General features: G+C 73.5%; 19 protein-coding genes. 10 read left to right on the top strand and 9 right to left on the bottom strand.

All coding sequences use genetic code 11. From position 1 onward, the window contains the following. Window positions 1-77 precede the first annotated feature (77 nt). Complete coding sequence (eno, locus tag DRV84_RS09025; protein WP_115979560.1) at window positions 78-1355, top strand: phosphopyruvate hydratase; 1278 nt, start codon at window positions 78-80, stop codon at window positions 1353-1355. Further along, on the top strand, window positions 1355-1966 hold the full coding sequence (locus DRV84_RS09020) for a DUF7002 family protein (protein ID WP_115979559.1): 612 nt from the start codon (window positions 1355-1357) through the stop codon (window positions 1964-1966). The genes eno and DRV84_RS09020 overlap by 1 nt, the downstream gene beginning before the upstream one ends. Before the next feature lie 32 nt (window positions 1967-1998). Here DRV84_RS09020 and DRV84_RS09015 read toward each other — a convergent pair whose 3' ends face one another. Then, a complete protein-coding gene (locus tag DRV84_RS09015) occupies window positions 1999-2274 on the bottom strand; it encodes a glycine zipper 2TM domain-containing protein (RefSeq protein ID WP_115979558.1) in 276 nt (91 codons plus the stop codon). Window positions 2275-2504: 230 nt separating this feature from the next. Between DRV84_RS09015 and DRV84_RS09010 the strand changes: the two genes are divergently transcribed. After that, window positions 2505-2945 (top strand): cupin domain-containing protein, encoded by a 441-nt coding sequence (locus DRV84_RS09010; protein WP_115979557.1) that lies wholly within the window; start codon window positions 2505-2507, stop codon window positions 2943-2945. Window positions 2946-2984: 39 nt separating this feature from the next. Then, on the top strand, window positions 2985-3455 hold the full coding sequence (locus DRV84_RS09005; protein WP_115979556.1) for an acyl-CoA thioesterase: 471 nt from the start codon (window positions 2985-2987) through the stop codon (window positions 3453-3455). Window positions 3456-3504: 49 nt separating this feature from the next. Here the strand turns inward: DRV84_RS09005 and pgi are convergent, their stop codons facing one another. From pgi to DRV84_RS08985, 4 genes are all read right to left on the bottom strand, one after another. Then, on the bottom strand, window positions 3505-5118 hold the full coding sequence (gene pgi / locus DRV84_RS09000) for a glucose-6-phosphate isomerase (protein ID WP_115979555.1): 1614 nt from the start codon (window positions 5116-5118) through the stop codon (window positions 3505-3507). Continuing rightward, the gene (pgl, locus tag DRV84_RS08995) at window positions 5115-5786 is read right to left on the bottom strand and encodes a 6-phosphogluconolactonase (protein ID WP_115979554.1); all 672 of its coding nucleotides are present in this window, start codon (window positions 5784-5786) and stop codon (window positions 5115-5117) included. The genes pgi and pgl overlap by 4 nt, the downstream gene beginning before the upstream one ends. A gap of 68 nt (window positions 5787-5854) precedes the next feature. Then, window positions 5855-7279, bottom strand: a complete 1425-nt coding sequence (zwf, locus tag DRV84_RS08990; RefSeq protein ID WP_115979553.1) for a glucose-6-phosphate dehydrogenase — start codon at window positions 7277-7279, stop codon at window positions 5855-5857. Window positions 7280-7495: 216 nt separating this feature from the next. Further along, complete coding sequence (locus tag DRV84_RS08985) at window positions 7496-8587, bottom strand: anhydro-N-acetylmuramic acid kinase (protein WP_115979552.1); 1092 nt, start codon at window positions 8585-8587, stop codon at window positions 7496-7498. A gap of 67 nt (window positions 8588-8654) precedes the next feature. Here DRV84_RS08985 and tyrS point away from each other — a divergent pair, with 67 nt between their 5' ends. The 4 genes from tyrS (at window position 8655) to DRV84_RS08965 (ending at window position 13467) form a co-directional block, all read left to right on the top strand. Then, on the top strand, window positions 8655-9908 hold the full coding sequence (gene tyrS, locus DRV84_RS08980; RefSeq protein WP_115979551.1) for a tyrosine--tRNA ligase: 1254 nt from the start codon (window positions 8655-8657) through the stop codon (window positions 9906-9908). A 425-nt stretch (window positions 9909-10333) separates the two neighbouring features. Continuing rightward, window positions 10334-12181 (top strand): ABC-F family ATP-binding cassette domain-containing protein, encoded by a 1848-nt coding sequence (locus tag DRV84_RS08975; RefSeq protein ID WP_115979603.1) that lies wholly within the window; start codon window positions 10334-10336, stop codon window positions 12179-12181. A 40-nt stretch (window positions 12182-12221) separates the two neighbouring features. Then, the gene (locus DRV84_RS08970; RefSeq protein ID WP_115979550.1) at window positions 12222-12839 is read left to right on the top strand and encodes a MarC family protein; all 618 of its coding nucleotides are present in this window, start codon (window positions 12222-12224) and stop codon (window positions 12837-12839) included. A gap of 46 nt (window positions 12840-12885) precedes the next feature. Continuing rightward, window positions 12886-13467 (top strand): retropepsin-like aspartic protease family protein, encoded by a 582-nt coding sequence (locus tag DRV84_RS08965; RefSeq protein WP_115979549.1) that lies wholly within the window; start codon window positions 12886-12888, stop codon window positions 13465-13467. Window positions 13468-13518: 51 nt separating this feature from the next. On the opposite strand, the gene nagA is transcribed toward DRV84_RS08965, so the two are convergent. Both nagA and DRV84_RS08955 read right to left on the bottom strand, forming a co-directional pair. Next, window positions 13519-14664 (bottom strand): N-acetylglucosamine-6-phosphate deacetylase, encoded by a 1146-nt coding sequence (gene nagA / locus DRV84_RS08960; protein ID WP_115979548.1) that lies wholly within the window; start codon window positions 14662-14664, stop codon window positions 13519-13521. A 3-nt stretch (window positions 14665-14667) separates the two neighbouring features. Then, the gene (locus DRV84_RS08955) at window positions 14668-14937 is read right to left on the bottom strand and encodes a DUF2312 domain-containing protein (RefSeq protein WP_115979547.1); all 270 of its coding nucleotides are present in this window, start codon (window positions 14935-14937) and stop codon (window positions 14668-14670) included. 117 nt (window positions 14938-15054) lie between these two features. Here DRV84_RS08955 and DRV84_RS08950 point away from each other — a divergent pair, with 117 nt between their 5' ends. Beyond that, window positions 15055-15270: a hypothetical protein gene (locus tag DRV84_RS08950; RefSeq protein ID WP_115979546.1), complete on the top strand. Its 216-nt coding sequence runs from the start codon at window positions 15055-15057 to the stop codon at window positions 15268-15270. 46 nt (window positions 15271-15316) lie between these two features. On the opposite strand, the gene DRV84_RS15610 is transcribed toward DRV84_RS08950, so the two are convergent. Next, window positions 15317-15520, bottom strand: coding sequence for a hypothetical protein (locus tag DRV84_RS15610; RefSeq protein ID WP_158547783.1), 204 nt, complete (start codon window positions 15518-15520; stop codon window positions 15317-15319). 14 nt (window positions 15521-15534) lie between these two features. Then, a complete protein-coding gene (locus DRV84_RS08940) occupies window positions 15535-15858 on the bottom strand; it encodes a TraR/DksA family transcriptional regulator (protein ID WP_115979545.1) in 324 nt (107 codons plus the stop codon). A gap of 163 nt (window positions 15859-16021) precedes the next feature. Here DRV84_RS08940 and DRV84_RS08935 point away from each other — a divergent pair, with 163 nt between their 5' ends. After that, window positions 16022-16885: an MBL fold metallo-hydrolase gene (locus DRV84_RS08935; protein ID WP_115979544.1), complete on the top strand. Its 864-nt coding sequence runs from the start codon at window positions 16022-16024 to the stop codon at window positions 16883-16885. The last annotated feature ends 47 nt before the right edge of the window (window positions 16886-16932 follow it).

The raw sequence follows: 16932 nt of genomic DNA, 5'->3' as shown, positions 1-16932 counted from the left end.
CCGCGCCCTTCCGGTTCCGCCGCCGCGCCGTTATGACGCCCGCGGCATCGCTACAGGAAACGGGAGGCCGAGGCGCCATGACCACCATCATCGACATCCACGCACGCGAGATCCTCGACAGCCGGGGCAACCCCACGGTTGAGGTCGACGTGACGCTGGAGGACGGCACGATGGGGCGCGCCGCGGTCCCCTCCGGCGCCTCCACCGGCGCGCACGAAGCGGTGGAGCGGCGCGACGGCGACACGGGCCGCTACCTCGGCAAGGGCGTGCTGGAGGCCGTGGCCGCCGTCAACGGCGAGATCGCGGAGGCGCTCGTCGGCCTCGACGCGACCGAGCAGGTGGAGATCGACGAGACGATGATCGAGCTCGACGGCACGCCCAACAAGGGCCGCCTCGGCGCCAACGCGATCCTCGGCGTCTCGCTCGCCGTGGCGAAGGCGGCGGCCGAGAGCGCGGCGCTGCCGCTCTTCCGCTACGTGGGCGGCGCGCAGGCGCGGGTGCTGCCGGTGCCGATGATGAACATCGTCAACGGGGGCGAGCACGCCGACAACCCGATCGACGTGCAGGAATTCATGATCATGCCGGTCGCCGCCGAAACCATGCGCGAGGGCATCCGCATGGGCGCCGAGGTCTTCCACACCCTGAAGAAGGAACTCTCCGCCGCCGGGCTCGCCACCGGCGTGGGCGACGAGGGCGGCTTCGCGCCGAACCTGAGCTCCACGCGCGAAGCCCTCGATTTCATTCTGAAGTCCATCGAGAAGGCGGGCTACCGCCCCGGCGATGACATCCAGCTCGCGCTCGACTGCGCCTCGACGGAATACTTCAGGGACGGCGCATATGTTCTTTCCGGTGAGGGCAAAACCCTCAGCCCCGCGGAAAATGTCGACTGGCTCGCGTCGCTCTGCGCCGATTACCCGATCCTCTCGATCGAGGACGGCTGCGCCGAGGACGACTGGGAGGGCTGGCGTCTCCTGACCGAGCGCCTCGGCGGGGCGGTGCAGCTCGTCGGCGATGACCTTTTCGTCACGAACCCCGAGCGCCTCGCCCAGGGGATCGCGCGCGGCTGCGGCAACTCGATGCTGGTGAAGGTGAACCAGATCGGCACGCTGACCGAGACGCTCGCCGCCGTCGAGATGGCGCATCGCGCGGGCATGACGAACGTCATGTCCCACCGCTCGGGCGAGACCGAGGACGCCACCATCGCCGATCTCGCCGTGGCCACGAACTGCGGGCAGATCAAGACGGGCTCGCTCGCGCGGTCGGACCGGCTCGCCAAGTACAACCAGCTCCTGCGCATCGAGGAGATGCTGGGCACCGCGGCGCGCTACGCCGGGCGCGACGTGCTCCGGGGCTGATGGACCGGGCGCGCTTCGCCGAATGCGTCGGCGGGGCGCTCCTGCACGTCACGCCGGAGGTCAATCTGCCGGGCATCCGGGCCGCGGGTCTGCGCCGGGCCGAGAGCCTGATCGCGGCGGCCGGCCTCTCGCCCGGCGCGCACCGGCTGCGCGCCGGCCCCGTCCGCCTCGAGACGGCGCAGGGCCCCGCCACGCTCACGCATCAGCGGCCCCTGCGCGCGGGCCGCGGCAAGGACTTCCTCGACGGTCACACGCTGGAGAGCTGGGCGGCCGTGCTCGACGCGCGGCTCTTCTTCTGGCCCGCGGCGCGCGGCGCGGCCTTCGCGCGGAGCCTGCCCGACGCGGCCGTCATCCGGCTGGACGCGGGCGCGTTCCACGACGCCTTCGCGCCGGACATCTGGCTCTCGCCCATCAATTCGGGAAACGCCACCCGCCGCCCGGCCCGGCGCGGCGACTGGCTTTACGTATCCGTCAGCGCCGGCGAGGCGGCGTTTCGGCACAACCGCGCGGCGCCGGGGCGCGGCGGCACGCGATCGCGCGAAACCGTCGCGGAAATCTCGCTCCGCCGGGACATTCCCGCGGACCTTCTCGCCACCCTCCGAACGGGGTGAGCCCCCGCGGCCGGGCCGCGGGGGCGCCGCCGTTACGGACAGGGCGCGCGGTAATAGGTGCCGTCGCCCCGGGCGTAGGCGCACATGCCGGTCGCCTGGTTCTGCGCGACGACCGTGCCCGCGGCCGCGCCGGCGAGCGCGGAGATAACGCGCCAGTCGTCGTCGGCCCCGAAGATTTCGGCCGCGATCAACCCGCCGGCCGCCCCGCCGGCGGCCCCGGCGACGGTGCGTTGCTGCGTCGTCAGGTTCTCGCAGGCGCCCAGCGCCATCACCGCGGCGCCCAGCGCGCCCATCAGCCAAACCCGCATCGTGAAACCTCCTCGTTCCGAATGTCCCGTTCCTTGGTCCATGCCGCGAGGGCACGGGTGCAATGATAAAACACAACTCGGTCCACAGCGTTCCAGCACGTTTTCGTGACGTCGGCGGAGGACCGCCGCCCGGCGTCCCCGCGACGCGCGCGACCCGGGCGACGCGCCGTCTGGCCTCCCGCCGCGCGGCGGGTTAGCCTCGCCCCGCCACCGACGACCGCGAGGCGCCCATGCCCGATCCCGCCGATCCCGACCGGATCATCGAGACCCTCGACCTCGCGCCGCACCCCGAGGGCGGGTGGTTCCGCGAGACCTGGCGCGCCGAGGCGGCCGAGGGCGCGCGCCCGGCGGGGACCTGCATCTGGTTCCTGCTGAAGGCGGGCGAGCGCAGCCACTGGCACCGGGTGGACGCCGACGAGATCTGGCATTTTTACGCGGGCACGCCGGCCACGCTCTCGATCGCCGAGACGGCGGACGGCCCGGCGCGCGATCACCGGCTCGGGCCGGACGTGCTCGCGGCCGAGCGGCCGCAGATCCGGGTGCCCGCGCACCACTGGCAGGCGACGGCGGCGGGCGCGGGCTGGGCGCTCATGGGCTGCACGGTCTCGCCCGGCTTTCGCTTCGAGGGCTTCGAGCTCGCCCCGCCGGGCTTCGACATCCCGCGGGGCTGAGGCTTGCGCCCCCGGCGCCGCCGGGCTAGCGACGGGGCCATGACGCTGCGCTATCACACGCCCCTCTCGCCGGAGGAGCAGACCGCCGCCGGCCTGCCCGCCCCCTGGCCCTTCGCCATCGCGGACCGCGTGCGCTGGGGCGAGCTCGATCAGCTCGGCCACGTGAACAACGCCGCCTACATGGTCTGGTTCGAGACGGCGCGCATCCGCTACTTTGCCGAACGCGGCGTCGTCGGGCCGGAGGCGGGGCATGTCACCGTGATCCGGCGGGGCGAGATCGACTGGCTCGCCGAGATGCGGGGCGAGCCGGATTACGTCGTGACCGTCCGCTGCACGGAGATTCGCCGCACCTCCTTCACGCTGGAGAGCGAGCTCTGGTCCGAGGGCCGCTGCACCGCGCGCTTTCGCTGCGTGATCGTGCTGATCGCGGCGGATCGCTCGGGCAAGGTGGCGCTGCCGGAGGCGCTGCGCCGGCGCTTCATCGAGGCGGACGGCGCGACGGAGGGCTGAGGCGCGCCGCCCGCGACGACGGCCCGCACGGGCCTGAGGAGCGGCCCGCTCACGCCCCCCGCAGGAAGGCCGCCAGCGCCAGCGTGGAGCCGGAGGCCGCCACCTCCTCCCCGCGCAGCGCCGGCTCCAAACTCCCGGCGAGCTCCTTGCCGAGTTCCACGCCCCACTGGTCGAAGGAATTGATCCCGAGGATCACCCCCTCGACGAAGACCCGGTGCTCGTAGAGCGCGACGATCCGGCCCAGCATCTCCGGCGTGAGCTTCGGATAGGCGAGCGTCACCGACGGCCGGTCGCCCGGAAAGACGCGCTGGCGCGCCTGCCGCTCCAGTTCCTCGCCCGCGAAGCGATCCGCGAGCATCGCCCGCGCCTCCGAGAGGCTCCGCCCGCGCATCAGCGCCTCCGCCTGCGCGAGGCAGTTCGCCACGAGCAGCCGGTGGTGATGGGCGAGATCGGGCGCATGCCCCTCGGCGGCGACGAGGAACTCGCAGGGCACGACCTGCGTGCCCTGGTGGACGAGCTGCATGAAGGAGTGCTGCGCGTTGGTCCCGGGCTCGCCCCAGACGACCGGCGCCGTGGGCCGCGCGGGCGCCTCGCCCGCCGCCGTCACCCCCTTGCCGTTCGATTCCATCTCGAGTTGCTGCAGGTAGGCGGGCAGCCGCGTGAGGCGCTGGTCATAGGGCAGCACCGCCCGCGTCGCGTGCCCGCAGACCTGCGCGTGCCAGATCCCGGTCAGCGCCAGCGTCAGCGGGAGGTTCGCGTCGGGCGGCGCCTCGAGGAAATGCCGGTCCATCCAGTGCCCGCCGGCGAGCATCTCGCGGAACCGCTCCGGCCCGATGGCGATCATCAGCGACAGCCCGATCGGCCCCCACATCGAGTAACGCCCGCCCACCCAGTCGGCGAAGGGAAAGACCCGCTCGCCGGGGATGCCGAAGGCGGCGGTGCGCTCGGCGGCGGTGGAGAGCGCGGCGAACTGCACCCCCGGCTCGGCGACCGCCCGGCGCATCCAGGCGCGCGCGGTCTCGGCGTTGGTCATGGTCTCGACGGTGGTGAAGGTCTTGGAGGCGACGATCACCAGGGTCCGCGCCGGATCGAGGCCCGCGAGCGTGTCGGCGATGTCGGCGCCGTCCACGTTGGCCACGAAATGGCAGCGCGGCCCGTCGGCGTAAGGCGAAAGCGCGCGCACCGCCATCGCCGGGCCGAGGTCCGAGCCCCCGATGCCGATGTTGACGACGTCGGTGTAGGCGCCCCCCTGCCCCCGCGCGCGGCCCGCGCGCACGTCGCGGGCGAAGGCCTCCATCCGCCGCAGCGTCGCGTGCACCTCCGGCAGCACGTTGCGGCCGCCGACCTCGATCGGCCCCGCGTCCTCGGGCGCGCGGAGCGCGGTGTGCAGCGCCGCGCGCCCCTCGGTCGGGTTGACCACCGCGCCCGCCATCATCGCGCGCGCCCGGTCCGCGACGTCGGCCTCCGCGGCCAGATCGAGGAGCGCGGCGCGCACGGGCGCGTCGATCGCCGTCTTGGAATAGTCGAGGAGCATGCCCCCCGCGCGCACCGAGAAGCGCGCCGCGCGCTCGGGGTCGGCCTCGAAGAGCGCCGCGATGCGCCGGCCCTCGCGCGCGGCGCGCAGCGCGTCGAGCCGCGCCCAGCTCTCCGCCGCCGCGCTCATGGCGCCCAGTGCACCGTGAGCCCGCCGAGCACCGCGCGCACCGGCGCCTCGGCCTCCGAGCGGCGCTGCGCGCGCTCCAGCACCGCGCGCTTGGTCTCGCCCACGATCGCGAGGTGCTTGGAGAGCGCGCCGTCGAGCACCGGCCGCGTCAGCGTGAGCCGCGGCTCCTCGGCCTCGGGCGGGCGGAGCGCCATGACCGGCGCCGCATCCTCGGCCAGCGCGGCGGCGAGCCCCTCGGTCCCCGGAAAGAGCGAGGCGACATGCCCGTCGTCGCCCATGCCGAGCAGCAGCACGGAGATCGGCAGATGCGGCGCGATCGCCTCGGTCACGCGGGCGACGGCCTCCTCCGGCGTGTCGGTCGGCTGATACATCGGCAGGAGCGTCGCCGCAGCGGCGCGCTCCACCAGCAGCCGCTCGCGCACCAGCCGGGTGTTGGAGCGGGGGTGATCGGGCCGCACCCAGCGCTCGTCGGTCAAGAGCACGTCCACCGAGGCCCAGTCGATCCGCGCGGCGCAGAGCGCGTCGAAGACCGGCCCCGGCGTCGATCCGCCCGGCACCGCGAAGAGCACCCGCTCCGACCGCGCGAGCGCGGCGCGCAGGGCGCCCGCGAGCTTGTTGGCGAGGTCGATCGCCATCAGCTCCCGGTCGGCATACTCGACGAAGTCCATCGCTTCCTCCCGCGGCCCGGTCCCCAATTCCTGCCCGCGCGGGGCGGCGCGGGCAAGCCCCGGGGCGCTCAGCCCGCGATCTCGCGCCAGAGGCGCTGGTCCCGCGCCATCATGCGCTCCGCGCCGCGCGGCCCGTCGGAGCCGGCGGGATAGACCTCGGGCCGCTCGCCGGCGGCCTCGAAGCCCGCGATCGCGGCGTCCGTCCAGGCCCAGGCCGCCTCCACCTCGTCGCCGCGCATGAAGAGCGTCTGATTGCCACGGATCACGTCCATGATCAGCCGCTCGTAGGCGTCGGCGATGAGCTCCGCCTCCGGCCCCAGCGTCTCGGCGAAGGTCATGTCGAGCGGCACGTCCAGAAGCCGCATGCCGCCGGGCCCGGGCTCCTTGATCGTCATCCAGAGCTTCATCCCCTCGTTCGGCTGAAGCTGGATGGCGAGGATGTTGCGGTGCGCGCCCGCGTCGATGCCGAAGATCGAATGCGGCGTGTCCTTGAAGACCACCGCGATCTCGGAGGAGCGCGCCGAGAGCCGCTTGCCCGTGCGCAGGTAGAAGGGCGTGCCGACCCAGCGCCAGTTGCCGACCTCGGCGCGCAGGGCGACGAAGGTCTCCGTCCCGCTCGCCGGCGCGCCCACGTCGTCGACATAGGCCGCCTGCCCCTGCCCCGCGCCGTACTGCCCGCGCACCAGCCAGCGCGGCGGCTCGAGCGCGCGGATCACCTTGAGCTTCTCGTCGCGCACCGCGCCCGGCTCGAAGCGCGCGGGCGGCTCCATCGCGGTCAGGCAGAGAAGCTGCATCAGGTGGTTCTGCACCATGTCGCGCATGGCGCCCGCGTGGTCGTAGTACTCGGCGCGGCCCGCGACGCCGACCTGCTCGGCCACGGTGATCTGGATGTGATCGACGTATTGCGCGTTCCAGAGCGGCTCGAAGAGCATGTTGCCGAAGCGCACCGCCATCAGGTTCTGCACCGTCTCCTTCCCGAGGTAATGGTCGATCCGGTAGATCTGATCCTCGGAGAACTGCGCGGCGAGCGCGGCGTTGAGCGCACGCGCGGAGGCGAGATCGTGGCCGAAGGGCTTCTCGACCACCACGCGCGTCTCGCCGTCGGCGAGGCCGTGGGCGCGCACCCGCTCGGCGAGCGGGGCGAAGAGCGCGGGCGCGACCGAGAAATAGACCGCCCGCACCTCCGGCGCGCCGCAAGCGGCGCGCAGCTCGGGCCAGCCGGCCTCGCCGGTCGCGTCGAGCGTGACGTAGGCGAGCCGCTCGAGAAAGGCGTCGAGGCCCTCCGCCGGGCCGATCGCCTCGGCCACCATGCGCCGCCAGCCGTCGGTGTCGAGCTCGGTGCGCGCGGCGCCGATGACCCGCGCGCCCTCGGGCATCTGCCCGGCGCGGAAGCGGCGCCAGAGCGCGGGCAGGATCTTCTTGCGCGCCAGATCGCCGGTGGCGCCGAAGACGATGAGCTCGAAGGGCTCGACGGGAATGACGCGGGAGACCATGCCCCCGGTATAGCGAAGCGCGCCGGGCGGGGACAGGGCCAAGGCGCTTGCAAGCGCCTTGGCCAAGGGCCTTGCAAGGCCCTTGGCGCGGGGGCCGGCGCGGGGCGCGGCGTCTGCCCGCATTGGCGCGATGGCGCGCGACGCGGGGCGTTTGCTCGCCGCGCTGGATCGGAGGCAGCACGCGCCGCGGGTCGCGCAGCCCCGCCGCCCCCCCGCTCAGACCGGGCGCGAGAGGGTGCCGCCGCCCACCGCGGCGCGCACGCCGGTCGTGCCGGGGGCGGAGGTCGGCAGCCCGCGCGCGACGCGCACGGCGAGATGGGCGAAGGCCTGCGCCTCGAGCATGTCGCCGTCGAGGCCCGCCGCCTCGACCGGCGCGACGGGGCAGTCGAGCGCGGCGGCGAGCATCTCCATCATCACCGGGTTGTGCCGCCCGCCCCCGGTGACGAGCAGCCGCTCGGGCGGCGCCGGGCAATGCTCCATCCCGCGCATCACGGAGGCGGCCACCGCCGCCGTCAGCGTCGCCGCCGCGTCGGCGTCGGACATCCCGGCGACCAGCCCCGAGAGGAAGCCGAAATCGCCCCGGTCGAGGGACTTGGGCGGCATCCGGTCGAAGTAATGCGCCGCCATCACCCGCTCGAGCGCGCCCTCGGCCACGCGCCCCCGCGCGGCGAGCGCGCCGCCCGTGTCGCACCGCGCCCCGCGGCGCGCCTGCATCAGGTCGTCGAGCGGCGCGTTCGCGGGCCCCGTGTCGAAGGCGAGCAGCGCGCCCGTCTCCTCGGGCGCGGCGCAGGCGGGGTCGATCCACGTCAGGTTGCCGACACCGCCGAGGTTGAGAAAGGCGAGCGGGCGCGTCGCGCCCAGCCATTTCGCCAGCGCGAAGTGGTAGAAGGGCGCGAGCGGCGCGCCCTCGCCGCCAAGGCGCACGTCGGCGGAGCGGAAATCCCAGACCACCGGCCGCCCGAGCGCGGTGGCGAGCGCCGCGCCGTCGCCGATCTGATGCGTGCCGCGGCCCCTCGGGTCATGCGCGAGGGTCTGGCCGTGAAAGCCCACGATCGCGGCCTCGGGAAACTCGGCCAGCAGGACCGCGTGGGCGTGCTGCACCACGCGGGGCGCGTCGCCGAGGGCGTCGCCCGGCCATTTGCCCAGCGCCGCGCGCAGCGCCGCGCGCTCGGGTCCGGAATACTCGCGGTAGCCCGTCCGCCCGAAGCCCGAGATGCGCTCTCCGTCGGTACGCAGGAGCGCGGCGTCCACCCCGTCGAGCGAGGTGCCCGACATCGCGCCGAGCGCCCGGACCGGTCCGTCGATCATCGCCCTTCCCCTCCGCGGCTCCCGCCAGTATAGACGCGCCGCGCAGCAGGCAAGAGCGCGGGGGCCGATGACCGAGCGACCGAAATCCGACTTCATGCAGGTGATGGCCGAGCGCGGCTTCCTGCACGGCTGCACCGACGCCGAGGCGCTCGACGCCGCGCTCGCCGCCGGGCCGGTGACCGCCTACATCGGCTTCGACGCCACGGCGCGCTCGCTGCACGTGGGCTCGCTCATCCAGATCATGATGCTGCGCTGGCTGCAGAAGACGGGCCACCGCCCGATCACGCTCATGGGCGGGGGCACGACGAAGGTGGGCGACCCGTCCTTCCGCGCCGACGAGCGCCCGCTGCTCACGCCCGAGCAGATCGCCGAGAACATCGAGGGCATCCGGCGCGTCTTCGCCGCCTACGTCGCCTACGGCGCGGGCGAGACCGACGCGCTCATGGTCGACAACGCCGAGTGGCTCGACGGGCTCAACTACCTCGCCTTCCTGCGCGACGTGGGCCGGCATTTCAGCGTGAACCGGATGCTCTCCTTCGAAAGCGTGAAATCCCGCCTCGACCGGGAGCAGTCGCTCAGCTTCCTCGAGTTCAACTACATGATCCTGCAGGCCTACGACTTCGTGGAGCTCTGGCGCCGCTACGGCTGCCGGCTGCAGATGGGCGGCTCGGACCAGTGGGGCAACATCGTCAACGGCGTGGACCTCGCCCGGCGCACCGATCAGGTGGAGCTCTTCGGGCTGACCTCGCCGCTGCTGACGACGGCCGACGGGCGCAAGATGGGCAAGACCGCCGACGGCGCGGTCTGGCTCGACGCCGAGCTCACCTCGCCCTACGCCTTCTGGCAGTTCTGGCGCAACACGATGGACGCCGACGTTGGCCGCTTCCTCAAGCTCTACACCGAGCTTCCGGTGGAGGAATGCGACCGCCTCGGCGCCTTGGGCGGCGCGGAGATCAACGCGGCGAAGATCCGGCTCGCCAACGAGGTCACGACGCTCCTGCACGGAGCCGAGGCCGCCGCCGCGGCGGAGGCCACGGCGCGCGAGGTCTTCGAGCGGGGCGGCACGGGCGAGGACCTGCCGCGGCTCGAGCTCGGCGCGGAGGAGATCGCCGACGGCATCTCGGTCGCGCAGCTCTTCGTGCGCGCGGGCCTCGCCAAGTCCGGCAAGGAGGCGAAGCGGCTCATCGCGGAGGGCGGCGCACGCCTCGACGACGCGCCGCTCGACGATCCGGGGCGGATGCTCGACCGCGCCGCGCTGGCGAGCCCGGTGAAGCTCTCGGCCGGCAAGAAGCGCCACGCGCTGGTGACGCTGGCGGAGTAGGCGTGGGCCGAACGGGCGCGCTCAGGGGTGGCCGGCGACCACGGTGAGCCGGACGGTGCCCGGCTGTGGGGCCTTTGCAGCGCGTGCCGATCACGGAAAGCGCAACGGCACGGCCCGGGTGCAGGGTGGCGCCGGCGCGACCTGCACGCGGGGCGCGTGGTCTGCCATACGAAGGGTGGCGGGCTCGGCGCCTCGCCCGGCGGCGGGTCTGCCACCTCGCCCGAGCAGGCCGACACCCGCACCGCGCCCGGCCCGGGCGGCCCGCGGGCTCAGGCGTCACGTCCCTGCAAACGCGGCATGGGTCGCGGCATCGCGCACGGGAGCGCGCCGCGTCAGCGACCCCGGCGACCGGCATGCCCCCGGCCCCGGCGCTCTCGCCCGCCGCCCCGATTGACCCGGCCCCGCGGCTGCGTCACACCGCGGCCATGCTGCGGATCGAGGACATTTCCTATTCGGTCGAGGGCCGGCCGCTCTTCGAGCAGGCCTCGGCGACCATTCCGGCCGGTCACAAGGTGGGCCTCGTCGGGCGCAACGGGACCGGCAAGACCACCCTCTTCCGGCTGATCCGGGGCGAGCTGTCGCTCGACGGGGGCGAGATCGCGCTGCCGCCGCGCGCGCGCATCGGCGGCGTCGCGCAGGAGGCGCCGGCCTCCGACGTCTCGCTCCTCGACACGGTGCTCGCCGCCGACACCGAGCGCGCGGGGCTGCTGGCCGAGGCGGAGACGGCGCGCGACCCCGACCGCATCGCCGAGATCCAGACGCGGCTCGCCGACATCGACGCCTGGTCGGCCGAGGGGCGCGCGGCGGCGATCCTCTCGGGGCTCGGCTTCACCGAGGCGGAACAGGCGATGCCCTGCGCGGCCTTCTCGGGTGGCTGGCGGATGCGCGTGGCGCTCGCCGGCGTCCTCTTCGCGCAGCCCGACCTGCTGCTGCTGGACGAGCCGACGAACTACCTCGACCTCGAGGGGGCGCTCTGGCTCGAGGGGTATCTGCAGCGCTACCCGCACACGGTGCTGCTGATCTCGCACGACCGGGAGCTTCTGAACCGGGCGGTGGGCCACATCCTCCACCTCGAGGAGCGCAAGCTCACCCTCTGGACCGGGGGCTACGACGCCTTCGCCCGCGGCCGCGCGGAGCGCCGCGCCGCGCAGGCGGCGGAGGCGAAGAAACAGGAGGCGCGGCGCGCCCACCTGCAGAGCTACGTGGACCGCTTCCGCTACAAGGCCGACAAGGCGCGCCAAGCGCAGGCGCGGCTCAAGATGCTGGCCAAGATGGAGCCCATCGCCGCGCCGGAGGAGGCCACCGCGCAGCGCTTCACCTTTCCCGAGCCGGACCAGCTCTCGCCGCCGATCCTGCGGCTCGAGGGCGCGGCGGCCGGCTACGACGGACGCGCGGTGCTGAAGCGTCTCGACCTGCGCATCGATCAGGACGACCGCATCGCGCTTCTGGGCCGCAACGGACAGGGCAAGTCCACGCTCGCCAAGGTGCTCGCCGACCGGCTGGCGCTTATGGAGGGGCGGCGCATCGCGGCGCCGAAGCTGCGCATCGGCTATTTCGCGCAGCACCAGCTCGACGAGCTGCGCGCCGACGAGACGCCGCTCGCGCATCTCGCGCGGCTGCGCCCCGGGGAGGCGCCGCCGCGCCACCGCGCGCGGCTCGCGGGCTTCGGGCTGCACGCCGCGCAGGCCGACACCGAGGTCGCGCGCCTCTCGGGCGGGCAGAAGGCGCGGCTCGCGCTGCTGATCGCCACGCTCGACGCGCCGCACCTGCTGATCCTCGACGAGCCGACGAACCACCTCGACATCGAGAGCCGCGAGGCGCTCGTGGAGGCGCTGACGGCCTACTCGGGCGCGGTGATCCTCGTGGCGCACGACTTCCACCTGCTGAGCCTCGTGGCCGACCGTCTCTGGCGCGTCGCGGACGGCACGGTCGCGCCCTACGAGGGCGATCTGGAGCGGTACCGCACCGAGCTTTCGCAGCCCGAGCGGACCGCGCCGCGCAAGCCCGTCAAGCCGAAGCCCGGGCCGTCGAAGGAGCGCCTCACCGAGCTGCGCTCGGAGGCGCGGCGCTGCGAGGACCGGGTCGAGAAACTGACCGAGATGCGCGAGAAGCTGGCGAAGAAGCTCGCCGATCCCGCCCTCTACGCGCCCGAGCGCGCCGACGAGGCCGCGGTCTGGCAGCGCAAGTACGCCGAGGTCATGGAGGGGCTCGAGCGCGCCGAGGCGCTCTGGGTCCGCGCGATGGAGCGGCTGGAGGCGGCGCAGGACGCCTGAGCCGCTTGCGCCCCGCCCCCACGCGCGCGAGAGTGCGGGCGTGGATATCGCCTTTCTCGTCACCGCCTTCGCGACGCTCTTCGTCGTGATCGATCCCGTCGGGCTCACGCCGATGTTCGTCGCGCTGACCGCCGGACAGCCGGCGGCGGAGCGGCGCGCGGTCGCGGCGAGGGCCTGCCTGATCTCGATCGCGATCCTCGCGCTCTTCGCGGCTTTCGGCGAGGCGGTGCTGGGCTTCGTCGGCATCTCGATGCCCGCCTTCCGCATCGCGGGCGGCATCCTTTTGTTCCTCACCGCGCTCGACATGCTCTTCGAGCGGCGCACGCAGCGGCGCGAGGACCAGACGGTGGAGGACCGCCCCGACCCCTCGGTCTTTCCGCTGGCGATCCCGCTGATCGCGGGGCCGGGGGCGATCGCCTCGATGATCCTGCTCACCGGCGCGCGGCCGGGGCTCGCCGGGCTCGCGGCGGTCTGCGGGGTGATGCTGGCGGTGGTCGCGCTCGCCTTCGTGCTCTTTCTCGCCGCGCCGCTGATCGAGCGCGCGCTCGGGCGCGTCGGCGTCAACGTGGTCACGCGGCTGCTCGGCATGCTGCTCGCCGCGCTCTCGGTGCAGTTCGTGATCGACGGCGTGCGCGAGATCGGCGTGATCGGGGCGTGAAACCGCCGCGCGCCGCCCCTAGATAGAGGGCGACGGAGGGCCGCGCATGACCGGAGACCAGATCGCACAGCTGACCTACCTGCTGCTGCTCGGGGCGGCGGTGGCGTTCTGGCTGTTCCTGCAGGCGCGCGGCGGCCTCGGGCGCATGATGCAGTACGCCGCCGTCTGGGGGCTGATCTTTCTCGGCGTGATCGCGGCCGTCGGGCTTTGGGGCGACATCCGCCAGACCGTCGCGCCGCGCCAGACGCTCGCGCTCGAGGAGGGGCGGATCACCGTGCCGCGGGCGGCCGACGGGCACTACTACATGACGCTCGAGGTCAACGGCACGCCCACGCGCTTCGTCGTGGACACCGGCGCGAGCCAGGTTGTGCTGACGCAGGCCGCGGCCGAGCGCGCAGGGATCGACACCGACTCCCTCGCCTATTTCGGCCGCGCGATGACGGCGAACGGCGAGGTGGCGACCGCGCCCGTGCGGCTGGAGCGGCTCGGCTCCGGCCCGCTCGCCGCGCCGGGTTTCCGCGCCTGGGTCAACAGCGGCGAGATGCCCTCGTCGCTTCTCGGCATGAGCTACCTGAATCGCTTCGAGCGCATCGAGATCGCCGGCGGCGAGCTGGTGCTGGTGCGGTAAGGCGCGCGCTGCCGGACAATCCGCGCGACGGCCTCCTGCGCCCCGGGTAGCCTAATCTCCGAGCGCCACGCCGCCGCGCCAGACCCGGCGGAGCGCGAAGGCATCGTCGAGGTGGACCAGATCGGCCTTCGCACCGGGGGCGAGGCGCCCCGCCTCCAGCCCCGCGACGCGCGCGGGCGCGGAGGTCGCCATGGCGAGCGCGGTCTCCGGCGCGGCGCCCGCGGCGATCATCCCGCGCACCGCACGGGCGAGGTCGAGGTCGGCGCCCGCGAGCGTGCCGTCGTCGAGCGTCAGCCGCCCGCCGTCCCGGCGCACGGTCCGCCCGCCGAGGGCGAAGCTCTCCGCCTCCGTCCCCGCGAGGGCCATGGCGTCGGAGACGAGGAAAAGCGCCCCCGGCCCCGCCTTCGCCCTGAGCGCCACGCCCAGCATCCGCGGGTTAACGTGGTGGCCGTCCGCAATGATCCCGGCGTCCACCCCGCCCGCGGCCAGCGCCGCCCCGGCGAGACCGGGCGCGCGGTGCCCCATCGGCGCCATGGCGTTGAAGAGATGGGTGACGACCCGCGCCCCGGCGGAAAAGGCGCGCTCCGCCGTCCCGGCGTCGCAGCCCGTGTGGCCGAGCGCCACCACCGCGCCCGCCTCGGCGAGCGCGCGGATCTGCGCCATCCCGGCCGCCTCGGGCGCGAGGGTGACCATCAGGCACGGCAGCGTCCCCGCCGCGGTCGCCAGCCGGTCGAGATCGGCGCCGGTCATGGGCCGCAGATGCGCGGGATCGTGCGCGCCGGCCTTCGCCGGGTCGAGGTGCGGCCCCTCGAGGTGCAGCCCGGCGATCCCCGGCACGCCCGCCGCCCCCGCCTCGGCCACCGCGGCGATCGCGGCTTCGGTCGCCGCCTCGGTGTCGGAGATCAGCGTGGGCAGGATCGTCGTGGCGCCCCGGCGCGCGTGCGCCTCGGCGATACGGGCGAGGTCCGCGGGCCCGTCCGCCTCGGAAAGCATCAGCCCGCCGCCGCCGTTGACCTGCAGATCCACGAAGCCCGGCGCGAGAAGCCCGCCGCCCAGCCGCTCGCGCGGGACGCCGGGGGCGAGCGTCGCCTCGGGCTCCACGGCCACGACGCGCCCCGCCTCGACGCAGACGGCATGGCCGCCGAGGATCCGCTCGCCGTCGAAGACCCGCGCGCCGGTGAACGCCCTGGGCGCCACGGCTCAGCTCATGCCCAGCGCGGCCTTGTACATCTCGAGCACCGCCTCTTCCTCGGCGATGTCGTCGGGCTCGCGCTTGCGCAGGGCGATCACCTTGCGCATCACCTTGGTGTCGTAGCCGCGGGCCTTCGCCTCGGCCATGACCTCCTTCTGGCGCTCGGCGATGTCCTTCTTCTCGGCGTCGAGCTGTTCGAACTGTTCGATGAACTGGCGCAGCTCCTCGCCGGCGACTTGGCCGCCGGCGCCCGCGCCGTGCTGGAAGGTGTCGGTCATGGGGGTCTCCGCCTCTGCTCGCGGGGTGTGACTAGCCCCCGGTCCCCCGTCCCGCAAGGGGTTGCCCGGCGCCGGGGGATCGTCTAGCGCGAGCGCGGTTCTCGACGGGAGGCAGGCATGGCGGCACTGGTCTGGATCGGCGCGGGGCTCTCGCTCCTCGGCCTCGCCGGAGTGATCCGAAGCATCTTCACCGTGCTCGGGGCCCGGCGGCGCCAGCTCTCGGACGAAGAGCTGCGCGAGGTGATGCGCCGCGCGCTGCCCTGGAACCTCGGGGCGCTCTTCGTCTCGGTGATCGGGCTGATGACGGTCTCGGTCGGCCTCGCGCTGGGCTGACGGCCGGGGCGCGCGCGGTCGGACCCGCACGCTCACACCGGCACGCTCAGACGGGCACGTTGTCGAAACCGTCGTCCTCTTCGCCGGTGCCCTCGTCGCCGCCGAGGTCGGCGTTGGCCTCGCGCAGCTTGCGCAGCGCGGCCTCCAGATGCGCCTGAAGCTCGGCGCGGTCCGCGCCCTCGGCCGCCTCGATCTCGGCCTCGATCTCCTCGATCCGGGCCTCGAGCGTCTCGATCTCGTCGCGGTCCATGGTCGCCTCCTCGCTCAGTGGTTGGCCGCGCAGGCCGCGCAGAACGGCGTGGCGGGCAGAAGATCAAGCCGCTCGGGGGCGATCTCGGTTCCACATTCGACGCAATATCCGTACTCGCCGCGGCGGATGCGGTCGAGCGCGGCGCGGATGCGGCGCACCTCGGTCCGGCTCTGCTCGCCCAGCGCCTCGAGGACCTCGTCGTCCTCCTGCTCGACGGCGGCCTCCTCCCAGTCCTTGGACGCGGGCTGATCGAGCTCGGCCTCGATCGCGTGCATGCGGCTGTCGAGTTCGGCCAGGCGGGCCATCAGCGCCTCGCGGCGCGCGTCGAGCGTGGTCATGCGGGCCTCCTCCGTCCCGTTCGCGATTGTGACGTCAGCGTGACATCCGGGCGATCACGAAGCCTTGATGCAGGTCAACACGAAAAGAGGGCGATCGATACATGATTTTCGTTGAAACGTATTCCAGAAATCGTATATGTCGGACCAAACGGAGGACGAGCCCATGAAACCCCACGTCAAAGCCTTCTTCGACGACGCCACCAACACCATCTCCTACGTCGTGCGCGACCCGAACGGCTCGGCCGCGGCGATCATCGACAGCGTGCTGGACTTCGACTACGCCTCCGGCCGGACGGACACGCGCTCGGCCGACGCGGTGATCGACTACGTGCGCGCCGAGGGCCTCGATCCCGTCTGGATCCTCGAGACGCACGTGCACGCCGATCACCTCTCGGCGGCGCCCTACCTGCAGGAAAAGCTCGGCGGGCAGATCGGCATCGGCGCCAACATCATGACCGTGCAGGACACCTTCGGGAAGGTGTTCAACGAGGGCACCGAGTTCCAGCGCGACGGCTCGCAGTTCGACCGCCTCTTCGAGGAGGGCGACAGCTTCCACATCGGGCAGCTGCGCGGCGACGTGCTGCACACGCCGGGCCACACGCCGGCCTGCCTGACCTACGTGATCGGCGACGCGGCCTTCGTGGGCGACACGCTCTTCATGCCCGACTTCGGCACGGCGCGCTGCGACTTCCCCGGCGGCTCGTCCGAGCAGATGTACGACTCGGTGCAGAAGATCCTCGCCCTGCCGGACGAGACGCGCATCTTCGTCGGCCACGACTACAAGGCGCCGGGCCGCGAGGACTACGCCTGGGAGAGCACGGTGGGCGAGCAGAAGGCGAAGAACATCCACGTCGGCGCCGGCAAGACGAAGGACGAGTTCGTCGAGATGCGCGACACGCGCGACGCGACGCTCTACATGCCGAAGCTCATCATCCCCTCGCTGCAGGTGAACATGCGCGCGGGCCAGATGCCGCCGGCCGACGAGCAGGGCGACGTCTTTCTCAAGGTGCCGGTCGACAAGATCTGACCGGCGCCGCGCCGCGCGCCCGGGGCGCGAACGGCCGGGCGGGCGGC

Origin of the sequence: Rhodosalinus sediminis (genome assembly GCF_003385555.1) — a bacterium.
Lineage (GTDB): Bacteria > Pseudomonadota > Alphaproteobacteria > Rhodobacterales > Rhodobacteraceae > Rhodosalinus > Rhodosalinus sediminis.
The sequence above is the reverse complement of the archived record's forward strand: the minus strand, read 5'-3'. Positions and strand labels throughout refer to the sequence as shown.